We start from the raw sequence: 17,836 nt of genomic DNA on the forward strand, positions 1-17,836 counted from the left end.
AGGGAAGCTGGCTGGATTGCGACCGATCGGCCTTCCGTGATGGCAGGTTCGCAAGGGGAGCGCCCTCGCGATTACTTGTTGGTCCTGGGCAGACCGGGCGGGTTGATCTCCGACTTGGTCACGGCCTCGTCGGACAGGCCCCAGCGCTTCAGCACCTTGGCGTACGTGCCGTTCTCGATGATGTGGTTGAGCGCGTCGGCGAGCGGCTCGACCAGTCCGCTGTCCTTCTTGGTGGTGGCCGCGATGAGACCCTGAAGGGTCGCCCCGGCTCCGGAGTAGGTGCCGACGACCTCGCTCTTCCCGGTGGTGGCTGCATGGTAGGCGGCGGTCGGGTTGGGGCCGAGATAGAGGTCGATGCGACCGGACTGGAGGGCGAGGTAGGTGTCGCTGTCGTTCTGGAAGTACTTGATGTTCACCGGCTTGAGGCCGGCCTTCTCGTTCTCCCTGCTCCACTCGATGAGCAGCTTCTCCTGGTTGGTGCCGCTGCTCACGGCGACGGTCCTGCCCGCGACGTCCTTCGGTCCGGTGACCTTCAGGCCGCTGCCCTTCGTCGCCTCGAAGCCCAGGTTGTCCTCGCGGTAGCCGGCGAAGTCGTACTTCTCCTTGCGTTCCTCGGTGACGGTGATGTTGCTGAAGCCGGCGTCGTACTTGGCGCTGTCGAGGCCGACGAAGATGTTCTCCCACGACACCGTGTTGATGTGCGGCTTGAGGCCGAGCACGTCGGCGACGAGATGGGCGATGTCGGGCTCGACGCCGATGACGGTCTTGTTGTCGGTGGCGTAGAAGGTCAGCGGGGCGGCGGAGCCGGACGAGGAGACGAGCTCCAGCGTTCCTCTCCTGCGGATCTCCTCGGGGACCTCGGCGGCTATGGAGTCGACCTTGTCGGTGGTGATCCGGTTCTGGTCCGGGCTCAGATTGATCTTCGTGCGGGCGCCGGTCCTGTCCGCCACCTCGGTGGTTCCGCCGTCCGAGGGATTGCTGCAGGCGGAGAGGGCGAGGGCGGAGACGAGTCCCAGCGCGACTGAGGCGGATCGGCGGGCGAGGGTCATGGCCATGGTCGTACTCCTTGCGTGGTGGGCGAATCGGTGAGCGGGAAGGGACTTCGGGGCTCTTGGGCCGGAGAGAACTCTGGAGAGGGCCAGAGAACCTCGGAGAGGTCGGAGGACCTTGGAGGGAGTCGAGAACCTCGGAGAGAGTCAGAGGACCTTGGACAGAAAGGCGCGGGTGCGTTCGTGGTGCGGGGCGTCCAGGACGGCCGCGGGCGGTCCCTGTTCCACGACGGCACCGTCGTCCATGAACACCACGGTGTCGGCGACCTCACGGGCGAAGCCGATCTCGTGAGTCACGACGATCATGGTGGTTCCGGTGGCGGCCAAGTCCTTGATGACGTCGAGGACTTCGCCGACCAGCTCAGGGTCGAGCGCCGAGGTGGGCTCGTCGAAGAGCAGCACCTTGGGTTCGAGGGCGAGTGCTCGGGCGATGGCGACGCGCTGCTGCTGGCCTCCGGACAACTGCCGAGGGTAGGCGTCGGTCTTGTCGGCGAGGCCGACCCTCTCCAGCAGCCGGCGGCCGGTCTCCTCCGCCTCCGTGCGCGGGCGGCGCAGCGCGGAGACCGGTGCCTCGACGAGGTTCTCCAGCACGGTCAGATGCGGGAAGAGGTTGAAGTTCTGGAAGACGAACCCGATGTGCGTACGCTGCTTCAGAACCTCCTTCTCCTTCAGCTCGTGCAGTTTGCCGCCGGAGCGGCGGTAGCCGATGAGTTCGCCGTCGATGCTGATCCAGCCGCGGTTGACCTTCTCCAGGTGGTTGATGGTCCGCAGCAGCGTGGACTTGCCGGAGCCGGACGGACCGAGGATCACGGTGACCTCGCCGGCACGGACCTGGAGGTCGACGCCGCGCAGCACCTCCAGCGGGCCGAAACTCTTGTGAACACCGCGGACGTCCACCATCACCTCGCTCATCGGTCGGCTCCCACTGTCTTCGAGGGGACAACGGGCCGGTCGCGCCGGGCCGCCGCGGCACGCAGGTCACGGACGAGGCGACGGGCGCGCTGGACCGGTGTGGGCGGCGGGGTGCGGTTGGCGCCCCGGGCGTAGCGCCGCTCCACGTAGTACTGCGCGATCGACAGCAGCGAGGTGAGGACCACGTACCAGGCGGTGGCGACCATCAACAGCGGAATCACCCGGCCGTTGCGCCCGTAGATGACCTGCACCTGATAGAAGAGCTCGCCGATCGCCATCACGTAGACCACGGACGTGCCCTTGAGCAGGCCGATGATCTCGTTGCCGGCCGTGGGCAGGATGCCCCGCATGGCCTGCGGCAGTACGATCCGCCGGATCTGCCGGAGCCGCGGGATACCGAGCGCGGCGGCGGCCTCCAACTGCCCGTGGTCGACGGCGATGACACCACCGCGGACGATCTCGGCGGCGTACGCGGCCTGGTGCAGCGACAGGCCGATGAGCGCCGCCCCGATGGTGCCGATCAGGCTGTTGCTGTCGACGGACCAGAACACCGGTCCGAAGGGGATGCCGACGCCCAACTCGTCGTACAGGGCACTGAGGTTGAACCAGAACACCAGCTGGACGATCATCGGGATCGACCGGAAGACCCAGATGTAGGTCCAGGAGACGGTCTGCAGCACCGGGCTGCGCGACAGCCGCATGAAGGCCAGGACCGTGCCCAGGAGGAAGCCCAGCACGGTGGCGTAGGCGGTGAGCTGGAGGGTTACGCCGACCGCCTGGACGATCGTCTCCGACAGGACGTAGTCACGGAAGACGTGCCACTCCCAGACGGGATTGGTGATCAGGCCGTGCGCGAACTGGGCGACCAGCACGATCACGGCGGCGGCCGCCACCCAGCGGGCGTAGTGGCGGGCGGGGACGACCTTGAGTGGGGCCAGGTCGTCCTCGGCGGGCGGAGTCGCAGGGCTGTCGCCCGGGGCCGCCGCACCCGGTGGCGCGGCGGTGGAATCGGTGGAGAGTCCCATCGTGGTGTTCCTGCTCAACTCTCAGGCGTGCGCGGGTGGATTGACCGGCGAGGTGTCGGTCGCGGAGGCGGAGGTGCCCCGCCGGGCAGGGGCGGGGGCGGGCAGGTGCTTCTCGAACGGCAGGGGGCCGATCGTTTCCGGGTCTGCCTCCGTGTCGAACAGCGGGAGGTAGCCGGTGGCCAGGTAGAGGGCGCGCGCCTCGGGCTGGCGCGGGCCCGTGGTCAGGTGGATGCGCCGATAGCCGCGGGCTGCCGCCTCGCGCTCCAGTTCGGCGACGACGCGCCGGGCGAGACCGCGCCGGCGGTGGGTGGAGTGCGTCCAGATCCGCTTGAGCTCGGCCGTGGTCGCGTCGTATCGGCGGAAGGCGCCGCCGGCGACCGGTTCGCCGCCTTCGAGGAGCAGGAGCAGGACGCCGCCGTACGGTGTGGTGAACTCCTCGTCGGGGTAGCGGGAGATCTCGGCGTGGGCGTCCTTGCCGTAGCGCGTCGAGTACTCGTGGCCGAGTTCTCGCAGCAGCGGTCTGACGCGCGGGTCGGCAACCGTCACCTGAGCGACCGTCAGTTCGGCTGGTGGCAACGATGGTTGTGCGATGGAGGTCCCGGCGGAGGTCATCCATTCACCGCCGTGAAGGTCTGCGGTCCGCGGGCCGCGCGCTCGGCGTCGCGCTTGGCGACCTCCTCGCGGACGATCGGGATCACGTGCCGGCCGAAGTCGATCGCGTCGCCCAGCAGGTCGTAGCCGCGGGCGGAGAGGATGTCGACACCGAGGTCGTAGTAGTCCAGGAGGGCCTGGGCGACGGTCTCCGGCGTACCGACCAGGGCGTTGGAGTTGCCCGCGCCGCCCGTGGCGGCGGCCGTCGGGGTCCACAGGGCACGGTCGTAACGCTCCCCCGCCTCGGCGATGGCGAGCAGCCGCTGCGAGCCTGTGTTCTGAGGCTGCGCATGGCCGTTGTGGCGCTTGGTGATCGCTTCGCCGTTCTCCTTGCGGGCCTTGATCGCGCCGACGGTTCGGCGGGCCTTCTCCCAGGCGAGTTCCTCGGTCGGGGCGATGATCGGCCGGAACGCCACCTGGATGCGCGGCACATCGGTGCGGCCCGCGGCCTTCGCGGCGGCCTTCACGTTCTCGATCTGCTCGGCGGTCCTCGCGAGGGGCTCACCCCACAGGCAGTAGATGTCGGCCTCGGCGCCTCCCGCTGCGTACGCGGCGGGCGACGAGCCACCGAACGACACGTTCGGGCGCGGCTGCTGGACCGGGAAGACATCGCTGACGAAGTCGTGGAAGCGGTAGTGCTCGCCCTCGTGGTCGAAGGGCTCGTGGGTGGTCCAGATCTTCTTGACGATCCGGATGTACTCACGGGTGCGGGTGTAGCGCTCGTCCTTGGTGAGGGTGTCGCCCTCGCGACCCTGTTCGCGGTCGTTGCCGCCGGTGATGAAGTGCACGGTCAGCCGGCCGTCGCTGATCTGGTCGAGGGTCGCGAAGGTCTTCGCGGCGTAGGTCGGGTACGAGACGTTGGGCCGGTGGGCGAGCAGGATCCGGAGGTGGTCCAGCCTGCTCGCGATGTACGCGGCCGCGGGTGCGGGGTCCGGCGATCCGGAACCGTAGGCGAACAGCACCCTGTCCCAGCCGTGGTCCTCGTGCGCGCGGGCGAGGCGGAGTGTGTAGTCCTTGTCGAAGGCGGCGCCGGAGCGCGGTGTGGTTTCGGAGCCGTTGTTCGTCGCGGCGATACCGAGGAACTCCACGGGCATGGGAGAGAGCCTTTCGTACGGGCTGTGGGCCGGTCGGACGACGCATGCGGGCAGGGCGGAACAGCCCTGCGCGCGGCCGTACATGACGGTCCGTCAGGGAAAATGAAGGTGCGGTGAGGTGGAGGGTGCGTGCGGACGCCGGGGCGTCGGGGGAACGGGATGGCGGCAGCGCGCGTCGGCGGTGCGAAGGGAGAACTCGGCCCGCTACGGGGTCACCGAGGGAGAGAAGGGCCGGTCAGACGGCCCGCCGCCGCGTCAGGCGCAACACGCCGCGGACCACACCCGACCGAAGTCGATGTGGTCGCGCGAGACCAAGCGCTGCTGGGCGTTCATGCGACCAATTGAGCATGACAACCCGCTCATCGTCAACCAGCGCTCGCATGCCGGACCGGCTCCGACCGGCTTCCCCTCGGCCTGCCGGGTCGTCCCACAGGTGGATCACCCCGACGGGTGAAGCCGGGCCGATCTCGCCGCCGAGGCCTCCCGGGTCACCAGCACTCTGGCGACCGCGCTGATCCGCCAGGGCGACCTCCACGCCCTAGCACGCCCTGAAGCAGACGCTGGCGCAGCACAGCCGTCTGTCCGCCGACGATCCGGCGCTCGGCCGCGCGCCCCGCTCCGTGACCCGGTGGCTGGGCGGCGATATCGGCACTCCCGCACACCGCAAGGGCGGCGAGGTACGCGACTTCATGTTCGAGGCTCTCAGCGGCATGCGGCAGGAGTTGCGCTCGCCGCCACGGCGGCCGACGTGCCCGCCCAACTCGCCGTATTCGAGGGCGCGGTGCGTTCGGCGGCCGCCATCGGGGCCCGTGGCGAGCGACGTGAGGCCTCCCTGCTCCTCGGTCAGTACGTGGGCAGGCTCACCTGGCTAGCCACCAGATACCCCGGCGCCCGGGCCGAGCAACTGCGCGGCGAGGCCGCCCGCATGCTCGGCACCTTCGTCATGGCGTGCGGCCGCGACGCCGCCGCCGCGCACGGGTTCAGCCAGGGCATCACGGCCTACCGCACCCTGGTCGGCGAGTACGGGCGCCGCGACTGCGTCGACCGCTACCTTCGCGCGATGTGCGCCCAGGTCATGCTGTACGGCGTCCGTGGCGAGGCGGCAGGGGTACGCGCGGCGCTCCGCGCACTCGAAGACCAGGCCCGGCGGTACGACCCACGGAATGTGACCCGCTGGGTCGAGCACGCCCGCGCCTTCCTGCCCGGCGTCGCCCCGCCGGGCACCGTGACGGGCCCCGGGGAGGCCTGAGCGAAGCCGGGCGCGCCGCGTCCCACCCTGCTTCAGGCCGCCACCACGGCGCCCCGCTCACCTCCGTCACGGTGGATGGGTGTCCCCGAGCCGGTCAGCGGAACGCCCGTCCCGCCTCTGCGGAGCGCGACGATCTCCGCCGCGATGGACAGGGCGGTCTCCTCGGGTGTGCGGGCGCCGAGGTCGAGGCCGATCGGTGATCTGAGGCGGGCCAACTCCCCTTCGGTGAGGCCCACTTCGCGCAGTCGCCGCTCGCGGTCCGTGTGGGTGCGGCGGGAGCCCATGGCGCCGACGAAGGCGACCGGCATCCGCAGGGCCTCCTTCAGCAGGGGCACGTCGAACTTGGCGTCGTGGGTGAGCACGCACAGCACGGTGCGCCCGTCGGTCTCCGTGCTCCGCAGGTAGCGGTGCGGCCAGTCGACGACGATGTCGTCGGCGTCGGGGAAGCGGGCCCGGGTGGCGAAGACGGGGCGGGCGTCGCACACGGTCACGTGGTATCCGAGGAACTTGCCCGCGCGCACCAGCGCCGCCGCGAAGTCGATCGCTCCGAAGACGATCATGCGGGGTGGCGGCACACTCGACTCGATGAGCAGGGTGAGGCCGCCGGGGCAGTGTGATCCGTCCTCGGAGAGCTCGATCGTGCCGGTGGTGCCGGTGTCCAGCATGGCGCCGGCCTCGGCGAGCGCCGTGCGGTCCAGCTCCGCGTGGCCGCCGAGACCCCCTTCGTGGGAGCCGTCGGGGCGCACGAGCAGGGCCTGGCCCAGGAGTTCGGCCGGGCCGCGGACGACCCGGGCCAGGGCCGTCGGCTCGCTGCGGGCGGCGGCCGACAGCGCCGGCCGGAGCACCGGCCTCACCGGTGCGTCCACGCCGACCGGTGTGACCAGGATGTCGATGACCCCGCCGCAGGTCAGCCCGACCGCGAAGGCGTCCTCGTCGCTGTAGCCGAAGCGTTCGACTACGCTCTCGCCGTCCTTCAGCGCCTGCGCGCACAGGTCGTACACCGCGCCCTCCACACAGCCTCCGGAGACCGATCCGATGGCCGTGCCCTCGCTGTCGACGGCGAGGGCCGCACCGGGGCCGCGTGGTGCGCTGCCGCTGACGGCCACGACGGTGGCCACGGCGAAGCTCCGGCCCTCCTCGGCCCAGCGGTGCAGCTCCTCGGCGATGTCAAGCATGTCCGCCGGCCGTCAGTACGCGGTCCGGGCGGATGGGGAGGTCGCGGTGGCGCACCCCGGTCGCGTGCCACACCGCGTTGGCGACCGCGGCCGCCGCGCCCACGATGCCGACCTCGCCGATGCCCTTGATCCCGACGGGGTCGTCCGGGTCCACGTCGTCCACCCAGTCCGCCTCGATGTGCGGGATGTCGGCGTGCGCGGCGACGTGGTAGCCCGCGAGGTCGGCACCGTAGTGACCGCCCGTGGCCCGGTCCCGGACCGCCTCCTCGTGCAGGGCCATGGAGATGCCCCACGTCATCCCGCCGACGAGCTGGCTGCGGGCGGTCAGCGGGTTGACGATCCGGCCCGCCGCGAAGATGCCGAGCATGCGCCGTACCCGCACCTCGCCGGTCGCGGGGTCCACGGCGACCTCGGCGAACTGCGCCCCGAAGGAGTGCCGTTCCTTCTGGGAGAGGGCGCCTATGGCCGCGGTGGTGTCCGACCGTACGGTGATCCCCTCCGGCGGGATGCCGGTGTTCAGAGCGAGCCGCTCCCGCAGTTCCTCGGCCGCGATCATGACCGCCCACGACCAGGAGCGGGTGCCCGCCGAACCGCCGGCGATCATCGCCGGTCCCAGGTCGCTGTCGCCGATGTGCACGCGGACGTGGTCCGGTGTGGTCCGCAGCGCGTCGGCGGCGACCAGGGTGAGCGCGGTCCGGGCCCCCGTTCCGATGTCCGCCGCGTTGACCCGCACGGTGAAAGTGCCGTCCGCCTCCGCCGTCACGGCCGCCGTGGACGGCATGGCCATCGCGCCGAAAGAGGCCGCAGCCGTGCCCGTGCCCAGCAGCCAGCGGCCGTCCCGGCGCAGGCCCGGACGGGGGTCCCGGTCGGCCCAGCCGAACCTGCGGGCGCCCTCCCGGAAGCAGGCGAGCAGGTTGCGGCTGCTGAACGGCAGCCCGGAGACGGGACCGCGCTCGGGTTCGTTGCGTACGCGCAGCTCGATCGGGTCGATGCCGCACTTCTCGGCGAGCTCGTCGACCGCCGACTCCAGCGCGAACGACCCCGGCGCCTCACCCGGCGCCCGCATGAAGGTCGGAGTCGGCACGTCGAGCCGTACGACCCTGTTGGCCGTGTGGTGGGCGTCGGCGTCGTACATCACCCGGGCCGGCCCGGCACTCGCCTCGACGAACTCGTGCACGGTCGAGGTGAGGCTCAGGGAGCTGTGGTCCAGTGCGCGCAGCCGGCCGTCGGCGTCGGCGCCGAGCCTCACCCGCTGCGTGGTGGGGCTGCGGTAGCCGGCGAGCGAGAACATCTGACGACGCGTCATGATGACCCGGACGGGCCGCTGGAGCACGGTCGCGGCCATCACGGCGGCCACCTGGTGGGCGCGCAGGCCCTTGCTGCCGAAGCCGCCGCCGACGTGCTCGGACCGTACGTGCACCGAGGCCGGGTCGAGGGAGAACAGGTTCGCGAGCTCACTCGCGACCCAGGTGGTGCCCTGGTTGGAGTCGACGACTTCCAGTCGCCCGCCGTCCCAGAGGGCCGTCGCCGCGTGCGGCTCCATCGGGTTGTGGTGCTCTTCCGGAGTGGTGTACTCGGCGTCCACGACGACCGCGGACGCGGCGAGTCCGGCGTCCAGCTCGCCCTTGGCCATCACCGCCGGACCGAAGGCGTCCAGCTCGTACGCGTCCGGGCGGTCGACGGAGAACGCGACGTCGTGCGGCTCCTGCTCGTAGTGCACGACGAGCGCTTCGGCTGCTTCCCTGGCCTGCTCGGACGTCTCGGCGACGACCAGCGCCACCGGCCATCCCACGTGCGGCACCCGGTCGTGCTGGAAGACGGCGGCGGTCGGGTCCGGGGCGCCGAGCAGCCCCACGTAGTCGGTGTCGACACGCGGGGCGTTCTCGTGGTGCAGCACGGTCAGCACGCCCGGCATGGCGAGGACGGTCTCGGTCTCGACCGAGCGAATGCGGCCGCGGGCGACGGTGGACAGCGCCAGCCAGCCATGGGCGAGTTCGGCGAACGGGATCTCACCCGCGTACCGGGCCGTCCCCGTCACCTTGTCCCGGCCCTCCACACGGGTGTGCGCGGTGCCGACGGAGCCGTTGACCGCCCTGGTACCGGTCGTGGTCGTGGCGGTGGTCATCGGGCGGTCTCCTCGGCGAGTTCGGTCAGCACGGCCACCACGAGGTTGCGCATCAGGGTCACCTTGTATCCGTTGTGCGGCAGCGGCTCGGCGGCCGCCAGTTCGGCGTCCGCGGCGGCGGCGAAGGTCTCGGCGTCGGCCGGTGCCCCGGTCAGTGCGCGTTCGGCGGTGCGGGCCCGCCACGGCCGGGACGCCACCGCTCCGAAGGCCAGCCGCACGTCCTGTACGACACCGTCCTTGACGTCGAGCGCGGCGGCGATCGAGCCGATGGCGAAGGCGTAGGAGGCGCGCTCGCGCACCTTCCGGTACCGCGAGTGGGCGGCGACCGGCGCGGGCGGCAGGGTGACGCCCGTGATCAGCGCCCCCGGCGGCAGGGCGGTCTCCCGGTGCGGGGTGTCGCCCACAGGGAGGTAGAACCCGGCGAGCGGCAACTCGCCGGGCCCGTCGGCCGTCTCGTACGACACGACGGCGTCGAATGCCGCCAGCGCCACCCCCATGTCGGAGGGGTGGGTGGCCACGCAGTGCGCGGAAGCGCCCAGGATCGCGTGGTTGTGGTGCTCCCCCTCGACAGCGGGGCAGCCGCTGCCGGGCTCACGCTTGTTGCACGGCTTGGTCACGTCGGCGAAGTAGCCGCAGCGGGTGCGCTGGAGCAGGTTCCCACCGACCGTGGCCATGTTGCGCAGCTGCCCGGACGCGCCCGCCAGCACCGCCTGCGTCAACGCCGGATAGCGGCGGCGGACTTCGGGGTGGGCGGCGAGGTCGCTGTTGGTGACGGTCGCGCCGATCCGCAGGCCGCCGTCCTGAAGCACCTCTATGCGGTCCAGCGGGAGTTCACGGACGTCGACGAGGCGGGCGGGTCGCTCGACGCCGGTCTTCATCAGGTCGACGAGGTTGGTGCCGCCGCCGAGGAAGCGGGCGTCCGGGTCGGCGTCGAGCAGCGCGACCGCACCGGAGATGTCGAGCGCGCGCTGGTAGGAGAACTCCTTCATGCCGCCGCCTCCGCGTTCTCGGCGGTCTCGGCGGTGTCGTTCCCGGCCGTCCTCGCCTCGACGGCGGCGGCACGGGCGACCGCCTGGACGATGGACACGTACGCGCCACAGCGGCACAGGTTGCCGCTCATCCGCTCCCGGATCTCCTCGGGCGTCAGGGGTGGCGGCCCCGCCTCGGGCCGGACGTCGTCGGTGGCGGCGCTGGGCCAGCCCGCGGCGTGCTCCTCGATCACCGCGATCGCCGAACAGATCTGTCCCGGTGTGCAGTAACCGCACTGGTAGCCGTCCAGATCGAGAAACGCCTGCTGCACCGGGTGCAGCCGCTCCCCCTCGGCCACGCCCTCGATGGTCGTGATCTCTCGTCCCTCGGCCGCCACCGCGAGCTGTAGACAGGACACCGCCCGGCGTCCGTCGAGCAGGACCGTGCAGGCACCGCACTGCCCCTGGTCACAGCCCTTCTTGGTGCCGGTCAGATCGAGACGCTCACGCAGGGCGTCGAGCAGGGTGGTGCGGTGGTCGACGGACAGCGCGTGCTTCTCGCCGTTGATGTTCAAGGTGATGGCGCTGTACGTCGAGGAGGGGACTGGGGCCATGATCAGCCTTCTTTCGCATATCCGGAGCACGTCGGGGAGACGATCCGGCAGTCAGACGCATCAAGAGACATATCGGGAGGTCATCCATCAGAGGGTGACGTATCGGCTGGTGACCTGAAAGGGGCGATAAATGAAGGAGAAACAGTGATGGCGCTGTACGTGACGACGCCGGTTCGGGAACATGCACGGTGGGGGGCACTGAGAGCGACGACCATCGGCCGCCGACACCACCCGCCTCCACGGGTAAGGTGACCCTGACCGGACGGCTGTCCGTTCATAGAAACGTAACGGACAGCTGTCCGGTTAAGCAAGGACGGGTTTCGGCCACGGGCCCGCGAGGAGGACGCGTGCAGAAGAAGGACGCACCTCTGCGCTCGGATGCGCAACGAAATCGCGAGCGCATCCTGGAAGTCGCAGTGGCCGAGCTGACCCACTGCGCGGACGCCCCGCTGAGCGCGATCGCCAAGAAGGCGGGCGTCGGGCAGGGCACGTTCTACCGCAACTTCCCCAATCGCGAGGCGCTCGTCCTGGAGATCTACCGGCACGAGATGCAGCAGGTCGCCGACAGCGCCGCCCAGCTGCTCAGGACCAGGGAACCCGACCAGGCGCTGCGCGAGTGGATGGACTGCCTCGCCCGGTTCGCCATGACCAAGGCCGGCCTCGCGGACGCGATCCGGCAGGCCACCAGCGGACCGGGGTCCCTGGAGAAACCGGGACACGCCCCGGTGACCGCCGCGGCCGAACTCCTGCTCCGCGCCAACGAAGAGGCCGGCACCATCCGTCCGGGAGTGACCGCCGAGGACTGCCTCCTCGCCATCGGCGGCCTCTGGCAGATCGACCCTCGCGGCGACTGGCAGCCGCGCGTCACCCGGCTCCTGGACCTGATCATGGACGGACTGCGCGCGGGAGCACCCGGGCGCTGAGCTCCGCCCCCGCCCCTCGCCTCCCGATACGGACGGGACTCCCCCGTCTCACCTCCCCACGCAGACAGTCGAGTCACCGCGGGCGCCGATCACAGTGTCCACATGCGCCCCTCAAGTACCCAGACGTCACATCAAGGACAACTGGTGCGTGCACGCCTGTTGTCCGGATCGGTACCAGGCGGCTTACATAGGGGAAGCTCCGACGAATGCGCTTTCCTGCACCACGAACTCCGGCCGACCCGTATGGCGTGTCCAGCCGACGAGGGGTGTCCAGCGATGATCAGAACGCACCGTCTGCAAGGAGGGATCGCCGCAGCCACGCTCGCCCTGGTGCTCACCGCCAGCGGATGCAGCTCGGGCTCCGGCTCCCAGGAATCGTCCGATGACCCCATCGTGATCGGTGTCTCCTTACCGTTGACCGGCGACTTCTCCGAACCCGGCAAGGGCGTCGAAAGAGGCTACAAGGCCTGGGCGAAGATCATCAACGCCCAGGGCGGACTCCTCGGCCGCAAGGTCGAGCTGAAGATCCTCGACGACCAGTCCAATGCCGACCGCGTCGTCTCCGACTACGAGCAACTGATCGGCAGGGACGAGGTCGACCTGGTCTTCGGCCCCTTCTCCACCCGGCTCGTCGTCCCCTCCGCGCGAGTGGCCGAGGAGTACGGAATGCTCTTCGTGGAGCCTGCGGGAGCGGCACCGGAGGTCTTCACCCAGGGCTTCGAGAACCTCTTCTACGCAGCTCCGGCCGTCGCCGACGACCACTACAACCACCTGGCCGAGTACATCCTGGCGATGCCGGAGAGCGAGCGTCCCAGGACGGTCGCGTACGCCGCCATGGACGACCCCTTCGCCCAGGGGACGGCGTACGGGCTGAAGGACAAACTGGAGAAGGGCGGCATCAGGACCGTCGCCGACGAGGTCTACCCGCCCAACACCACCGACTTCGGCAACATCGCGGCCAAGATCGCCGACTCCGGGGCGGACATGGTGGTGGGCGGCACCCAGTACCAGGACGGCGTCAACCTGATCGTCGCCCTCCAACAGCTCGACTACCAGCCGAAGATGGCCGCCTTCTCCACCGCACCGACCGAACCGGAGTTCGCCAAGGCCATCGGCAACAAGACCGAGGGAATCCTCGCGCCCACCGGTTACACCCAGAAGGCCGACTACCCGAGCAACAAGGAATTCGTCGAGAAGTACACCGAGCAGTTCGGCGAGGCCCCCGAGGAGGACGAGGCCAACGCCTACACGACGGGGCAGGTCGTCGCGGCGGCCGTCGAAGCGGCCGAGTGCGCCTCCCAGGACCCGGACTGCCAGGGCAAGCTGGTGGAGTGGCTGCGCGGCAACACAGTGCAGACCGTCGTCGGTCCCCTGAAGTGGGACGACAAGGGTCGCCCCCAGAGCGCGCACATGATCCAGCAGTGGGTCGACGGCGAGATCCAGATCGTGCTCCCCGAGGCGCAGCAGGAAACCGGTCCGGTCTACCCGAAGCCGAAGTGGTGATGCCCGCGTGCCCTCCGCGAGCCTCGTCTTCCAGAGCGTCGTCCTCGGTGTGCTGCTGGGTGGGCTGTACGCCCTCCTGGCCGCGGGCCTCACCCTCTACTTCGGCGTCATGCGCGTCGTGATGATCGCCCACTCCGCCTTCCTGATCCTCGCCGCCTACCTCGCCTGGTACGCCCACCGGGAGACCGGGATCGACCCGCTGCTCACCCTGTTCGTCACCGTGCCGCTGTTCTTCGCCGCCGGAGTCGCCATGCAGCGGCTGCTCCTCACCCGCCTCCGCCCGGCGACACTCACCATGATGTCGGTGCTGCTCACCTTCTCGGTGGCGCTGGTCATCGAGGGGCTGCTCGGTTACGTGTTCAGCGGCACCCAGCGCCGTATCCGGCTCGGCTACAGCTCGTCGAGCATCGAGTTCTTCGGGGCACGCGTCGCGGTGGTCAAGCTGATCGCCTTCGGGATGGCGGCGCTCGCCCTCCTCGGGCTCTACGTCCTGATGAAGCACAGCCGGTTCGGCCAGGCGCTGCGGGCCACCATCCAGCACCGCGAGGCCGCCCAACTGCTCGGCATCGACACCGACCGGATCGCCGGCTACGGATTCGGGCTCGGCCTCGCCACGGCGGCCGTCGGCGGTACGGCACTCTCCCTCGACACCACCATCTACCCGTCGCTGCACTGGCACTGGATCGGTCCGCTGATGGCCATCATCGTCGTCGGGGGCCTCGGCAGCGTGCCCGGAGCCGCCATCGCCGCCATGACGCTGGGCATGCTGCAGAGCCTGCTGCAACTGGAGCTCTCCACCACCTGGGCGCAGACCGTCTTCTACGTCGCGCTCTTCGTCACCCTGGCGGTCAGGCCGCAGGGATTCTTCGGGGGGCGGCTTGCGCAGAGATTCTGACACCCTGTCGTCCGTCCCGTTCCCGAGGCGCGGGCTGCTGCACCTCGGCGTCCTGCTGGCCGCCGTCGCCGTGGCCGTCTCCTTCCCGTCCATGGCCCCGAGCCCGTACGAGATCACCGTGGGCATCGCCATCCTCAACTACGCGGTGCTGTCCACCTCCTGGAACTTCGTCGGTGGCTTCACCGGCTACATCTCCCTCGGGCACGGGGCATTCGCCGGACTCGGCGCCTACGGGACGGGGCTGCTGGTCGTCGAGGCCGAACTCCCGCCGTTCGTCGCGCTGTTCGTGGCCGGCGCCCTGGTGGCCGTGCTCGCCGTCCCCGTCGGCTACGCGGCTCTGCGGGTGCGCGGCGCCTCCTTCGTCATCGTGTCCATCGCGCTCGTCCTCGTCCTGCTGCTGGTCTTCCAGAGCTGGGCCTCCTTCACCGGCGGCTCCCGGGGGCTGGTCGTACCGCGGCCCTTCCCGGGCATGCTGCGTGCCGAGCACCACCGCACCTTCTACTTCCTCTTCCTGGCGCTGCTCGCGACGGCCCTGCTGGTCTGGTGGGCCATCGACCGTTCGCGGTTCGGCATGGGGCTGAAGGCGATCCGCGAGGACGAGGACAAGGCCCAGTCCCTCGGTACGCCCACGTACACGTACAAGCTGGTGGTCTTCGTCGTCTCCGCCGCCTTCACGGCGCTGGCCGGCGGGCTGTACGCGCTCTGGTTCGGCGATCTCGACCCGGTCTTCCAGTTCTCCATCCTCAGCGGGTCGTACATGGTGCTGATGGCCCTGCTCGGGGGCGTACGCCACCTGTACGGGCCGCTGCTCGGGGCCGTGGCCGTCGGATATGCACTGGAGTACGCCAAGGTCGAGTACGGGGACACCCCTCTGCACCTGGTGGTGGCGGGGCTGCTCCTGGGAGTGGTTGTGACGTTCATGCCGGACGGAGTCATCCCGGCCGTCGGAGCTCTGCTCGGCCGGTTCCGCGACAGCGGCGGGACGTCGATCCGGGAGGTGACCGCCGCCGAACTGCGGGGGCGGCGCGAGCAGAGCGAAGGAACGGAGGTGAGGGACGGTGAGCGAAGCGGAAGGAGCGCCTGAGGTCGTGCCCGACCACGAGCCCGAGCCGAGTCTGGCGACCACAGGGCTCACCAAGGCATTCGGCGGGGTCACCGCGCTGGACTCCGCCACTGTGACCTTCCACCACGGCAAGGTCAACGCCCTGATCGGCCCCAACGGCTCGGGCAAGACGACCTTCTTCAACTGCGTCACGGGGATGATCCGCCCGGACGCGGGCCGCGTCGCCTACCGCGGCCGCGACCTCACCGGCAGGCCCTCGCACCGGATCGCCCGCGCCGGCATCGGGCGCTCCTTCCAGCTCTGCCGTGTCTTCCCCCGGATGACGGTGCTGGACAACCTCCTCGCCGCCGTGCGTCCCCGCTCTCTCGCCGGACAACTCGCACGCGCGGGCGGACGCGAGGAGACCGAGCGGGCTCGCGGCTGGCTGGCCCGTATGGGCATCGAGCACCTGGAGCGGGCGGAGGCCCGTCAACTGTCGTGGGGGCAGCAGAAGTTGCTGGAGCTCGCGGGGGTGCTGATGAGCGAGCCGGAGCTGATCCTGCTGGACGAGCCGGCGGGCGGCGTCAACCCGGCGCTGATCGACCGCATCTGCGACCTGGTCCGCGAACTCAACGCCGAGGGGCGGACGTTTCTGATCGTCGAGCACAACATGGACATGGTCATGAGCCTCAGCGACCACGTCGTCGTGTTCGACTGCGGCCGCCCGATCGCGCAGGGGCCGCCCTCGCTGATCCAGTCCGACGAACGAGTCCTCGGGGCATACCTTGGTGTCTGACGCTGACTTCCCCTCCGAACTCCGCTCTGAGTTCCTTCTCGAACTCGACGACATCCGCGCCGGTTACGGCCGGGCGGCCCTGGTCCTGCGCGGGCTGACGGTCCGGGTGCCCGCCGGGGCGATCGTCTGCCTGGTCGGGCCCAATGGCGCGGGCAAGTCCACGGTCCTGAAGGTCGCCAGCGGACTCCTCACCCCCCGCTCCGGCAGGATCCTCGTCGACGGGGAGGACGTCACCGGCCGCGGACCGCAGCGCATGCTGGCCGCCGGAGTGGCGCATGTCCTCCAGGGGCACAGCGTCTTCAGGGAGATGACGGTCGCCGAGAACGTCCTGCTGGGCGGCTACACCCTGCGGGACAAGGCGGTCGTCGCCGAGCGGGTGGCGTTCGTGCGGGATCTCTTCCCCGTCGTGGCCGAGCGATGGACGGACCTCGCCGGGCTGCTCTCCGGCGGCCAGCAGAAGCAGGTGGAGTTCGCGCGCTCGCTGATGGTCAGCCCCCGGGTGGTGCTGCTCGACGAGCCGTCCATGGGTCTCGACCCCAAGGCGACCGGGGTGGTCTTCGAGCAGATCGTACGGATGCGGGACGCGGGGACCGCCGTGCTGCTGGTCGAGCAGAACGCGCGACGCGCCCTGGAGGCCGCCGACACCGGCTGCGTCCTCGACCTCGGCCGGGTCCATGTCGCGGGCCCGGCACACGAGTTGCTCGCCGATCCACAGCTCGGTGAGCTCTATCTCGGTGGCCGGCCCGTGCGCCGCTGACCGGCCAGGGCCCTAAGGGCCCGAGCCACACCGTCCATGCCCCACCGCGTCAAGGAGCGAGTGGAATGTTCAAGCGACGCAGTCGGCCCACGGCCACGGCCCTCACCTGGGCCGCGGCCGCCTCCCTCACCGCCCTGACCGCCCTGGCGGCGGCACCCGCCGAAGCCGGGGGCCGCCCCGGCCTCGTACACCCCTCTCTGCGGCCCCACCTCGCGGCGTACTACGACTTCGAGCACCCCGTGCGCGGTAACCCGGCGAAGGAACAGGACGTGGGTTTCTCCCGGACCGACATCGACCTGGTGAACGGCGGGGCCCAAATGCGGACGGCGGACGGGGCGCACCGGGGCAGCCGGACCTCGCTCCAGGTACGGCAGGTGAACCCGCAGGCCCCGGGCAACGACGACTGGAAGGCGGGCGTCTACGGCCCCTCCGGTGTTCCGACACTGCGGGCCTTCAACACGGCCGAGGGAGTCACCGTCATGGGCTGGTTCAAGACGACCGGCCCGAACCCGGCCCCCAACAGCAACACGGCCGCCCCGGACGACCGTTACGGCGCCGTCGGCCTGGCCGGAGTGCTGTCGGGGGACTCCGACGGCCACGCGGTGCGGGCCCTGCTGGAGATCATCGACGTGAACGGCGAGCTGCGACTGGTCGCCCTCGGCCGACGCGTCGACGGGGCGAGCTCGCAGACGTTCGCCGCCTCCCGGGACTGGCGGACCCTGCTGCCGGAGGGTGAGTGGGTCTTCCTCGCCGCCACCTTCGACTTCGGCACCGGAGCCATGGCGCTGTACCGCAACGGGCAGCGGCTCGACGGCTTCTACACGGTGCCCGGCGATCCCTGGGACCTGTCGGGACCGGGTCCGCACCGGTCCTCGCCCACCGATCCTCGGGGCATCAAGATCGGCGGCAGCTTCCCGCAGAACACCACGGAGCGCAATCCCTGTGCCTGCCGCATGGACAGCCTGATGTTCCTGAACCGGGCGGTGGACGGGGAGCACATCCGGGCCCAGTACCGACTGGTGACCAGCCGCTGACCCCTGGCCTCTGCTCTCTGCCCC

The 17,836-nt window shown here is 70.4% G+C and carries 17 protein-coding genes; 8 read left to right on the forward strand and 9 right to left on the reverse strand.

Annotated features, from left to right (window positions below; all coding sequences use genetic code 11):
- Positions 1-71: 71 nt before the first annotated feature.
- The 5 genes from FPZ41_RS21140 to FPZ41_RS21160 all read right to left on the reverse strand — a co-directional run bounded on the left by FPZ41_RS21140 (position 72) and on the right by FPZ41_RS21160 (position 4,731).
- Positions 72-1,055, reverse strand: a complete 984-nt coding sequence (locus FPZ41_RS21140) for an ABC transporter substrate-binding protein (protein WP_152864855.1) — start codon at positions 1,053-1,055, stop codon at positions 72-74.
- Between the two features lie 141 nt (positions 1,056-1,196).
- Positions 1,197-1,961 (reverse strand): amino acid ABC transporter ATP-binding protein, encoded by a 765-nt coding sequence (locus FPZ41_RS21145; protein ID WP_131565271.1) that lies wholly within the window; start codon positions 1,959-1,961, stop codon positions 1,197-1,199.
- Entirely contained in the window at positions 1,958-2,986 is a 1,029-nt protein-coding gene (locus FPZ41_RS21150) for an amino acid ABC transporter permease (protein ID WP_152864857.1), read from the reverse strand. The genes FPZ41_RS21145 and FPZ41_RS21150 overlap by 4 nt, the downstream gene beginning before the upstream one ends.
- Positions 2,987-3,007: 21 nt before the next feature.
- A complete protein-coding gene (locus tag FPZ41_RS21155) occupies positions 3,008-3,598 on the reverse strand; it encodes a GNAT family N-acetyltransferase (protein ID WP_152864859.1) in 591 nt (196 codons plus the stop codon).
- Positions 3,595-4,731 carry an LLM class flavin-dependent oxidoreductase gene (locus FPZ41_RS21160; RefSeq protein WP_152864861.1) on the reverse strand — a complete coding sequence of 379 codons (1,137 nt, stop codon included), beginning with the start codon at positions 4,729-4,731 and terminating at the stop codon, positions 3,595-3,597. Before FPZ41_RS21160 ends, FPZ41_RS21155 begins: the two co-directional genes overlap by 4 nt.
- A gap of 748 nt (positions 4,732-5,479) precedes the next feature.
- On the opposite strand from FPZ41_RS21160, the gene FPZ41_RS21165 reads away from it, so the two are divergent.
- The gene (locus FPZ41_RS21165) at positions 5,480-5,980 is read left to right on the forward strand and encodes a hypothetical protein (protein WP_152864863.1); all 501 of its coding nucleotides are present in this window, start codon (positions 5,480-5,482) and stop codon (positions 5,978-5,980) included.
- Between the two features lie 32 nt (positions 5,981-6,012).
- Here the strand turns inward: FPZ41_RS21165 and FPZ41_RS21170 are convergent, their stop codons facing one another.
- Genes FPZ41_RS21170 through FPZ41_RS21185 form a run of 4 tightly spaced genes read right to left on the reverse strand, consistent with a single transcriptional unit; the run spans position 6,013 to position 10,862 of the window.
- Positions 6,013-7,155 carry an XdhC family protein gene (locus FPZ41_RS21170; RefSeq protein ID WP_152864865.1) on the reverse strand — a complete coding sequence of 381 codons (1,143 nt, stop codon included), beginning with the start codon at positions 7,153-7,155 and terminating at the stop codon, positions 6,013-6,015.
- The gene (locus FPZ41_RS21175) at positions 7,148-9,280 is read right to left on the reverse strand and encodes a xanthine dehydrogenase family protein molybdopterin-binding subunit (RefSeq protein WP_152864867.1); all 2,133 of its coding nucleotides are present in this window, start codon (positions 9,278-9,280) and stop codon (positions 7,148-7,150) included. Before FPZ41_RS21175 ends, FPZ41_RS21170 begins: the two co-directional genes overlap by 8 nt.
- Complete coding sequence (locus FPZ41_RS21180; RefSeq protein ID WP_152864869.1) at positions 9,277-10,269, reverse strand: FAD binding domain-containing protein; 993 nt, start codon at positions 10,267-10,269, stop codon at positions 9,277-9,279. The genes FPZ41_RS21175 and FPZ41_RS21180 overlap by 4 nt, the downstream gene beginning before the upstream one ends.
- Entirely contained in the window at positions 10,266-10,862 is a 597-nt protein-coding gene (locus FPZ41_RS21185; RefSeq protein ID WP_152864871.1) for a (2Fe-2S)-binding protein, read from the reverse strand. The genes FPZ41_RS21180 and FPZ41_RS21185 overlap by 4 nt, the downstream gene beginning before the upstream one ends.
- A 347-nt stretch (positions 10,863-11,209) precedes the next feature.
- On the opposite strand from FPZ41_RS21185, the gene FPZ41_RS21190 reads away from it, so the two are divergent.
- The 7 genes from FPZ41_RS21190 (at position 11,210) to FPZ41_RS21220 (ending at position 17,812) form a co-directional block, all read left to right on the forward strand.
- On the forward strand, positions 11,210-11,785 hold the full coding sequence (locus tag FPZ41_RS21190) for a TetR/AcrR family transcriptional regulator (RefSeq protein WP_322620520.1): 576 nt from the start codon (positions 11,210-11,212) through the stop codon (positions 11,783-11,785).
- A gap of 276 nt (positions 11,786-12,061) precedes the next feature.
- On the forward strand, positions 12,062-13,288 hold the full coding sequence (locus FPZ41_RS21195) for an amino acid ABC transporter substrate-binding protein (RefSeq protein WP_152864873.1): 1,227 nt from the start codon (positions 12,062-12,064) through the stop codon (positions 13,286-13,288).
- Between the two features lie 7 nt (positions 13,289-13,295).
- Positions 13,296-14,183: a branched-chain amino acid ABC transporter permease gene (locus FPZ41_RS21200; protein WP_322620521.1), complete on the forward strand. Its 888-nt coding sequence runs from the start codon at positions 13,296-13,298 to the stop codon at positions 14,181-14,183.
- On the forward strand, positions 14,167-15,267 hold the full coding sequence (locus FPZ41_RS21205; protein WP_228022869.1) for a branched-chain amino acid ABC transporter permease: 1,101 nt from the start codon (positions 14,167-14,169) through the stop codon (positions 15,265-15,267). Before FPZ41_RS21200 ends, FPZ41_RS21205 begins: the two co-directional genes overlap by 17 nt.
- 4 nt (positions 15,268-15,271) lie before the next feature.
- On the forward strand, positions 15,272-16,021 hold the full coding sequence (locus tag FPZ41_RS21210) for an ABC transporter ATP-binding protein (protein WP_322620522.1): 750 nt from the start codon (positions 15,272-15,274) through the stop codon (positions 16,019-16,021).
- Entirely contained in the window at positions 16,014-16,778 is a 765-nt protein-coding gene (locus FPZ41_RS21215; RefSeq protein ID WP_322620523.1) for an ABC transporter ATP-binding protein, read from the forward strand. The genes FPZ41_RS21210 and FPZ41_RS21215 overlap by 8 nt, the downstream gene beginning before the upstream one ends.
- Positions 16,779-16,843: 65 nt before the next feature.
- On the forward strand, positions 16,844-17,812 hold the full coding sequence (locus FPZ41_RS21220; RefSeq protein ID WP_152864877.1) for a LamG domain-containing protein: 969 nt from the start codon (positions 16,844-16,846) through the stop codon (positions 17,810-17,812).
- The last annotated feature ends 24 nt before the right edge of the window (positions 17,813-17,836 follow it).

It is taken from the genome of Streptomyces acidicola, from assembly GCF_009377235.1.
Taxonomy (GTDB): Bacteria; Actinomycetota; Actinomycetes; order Streptomycetales; family Streptomycetaceae; genus Streptomyces; species Streptomyces acidicola.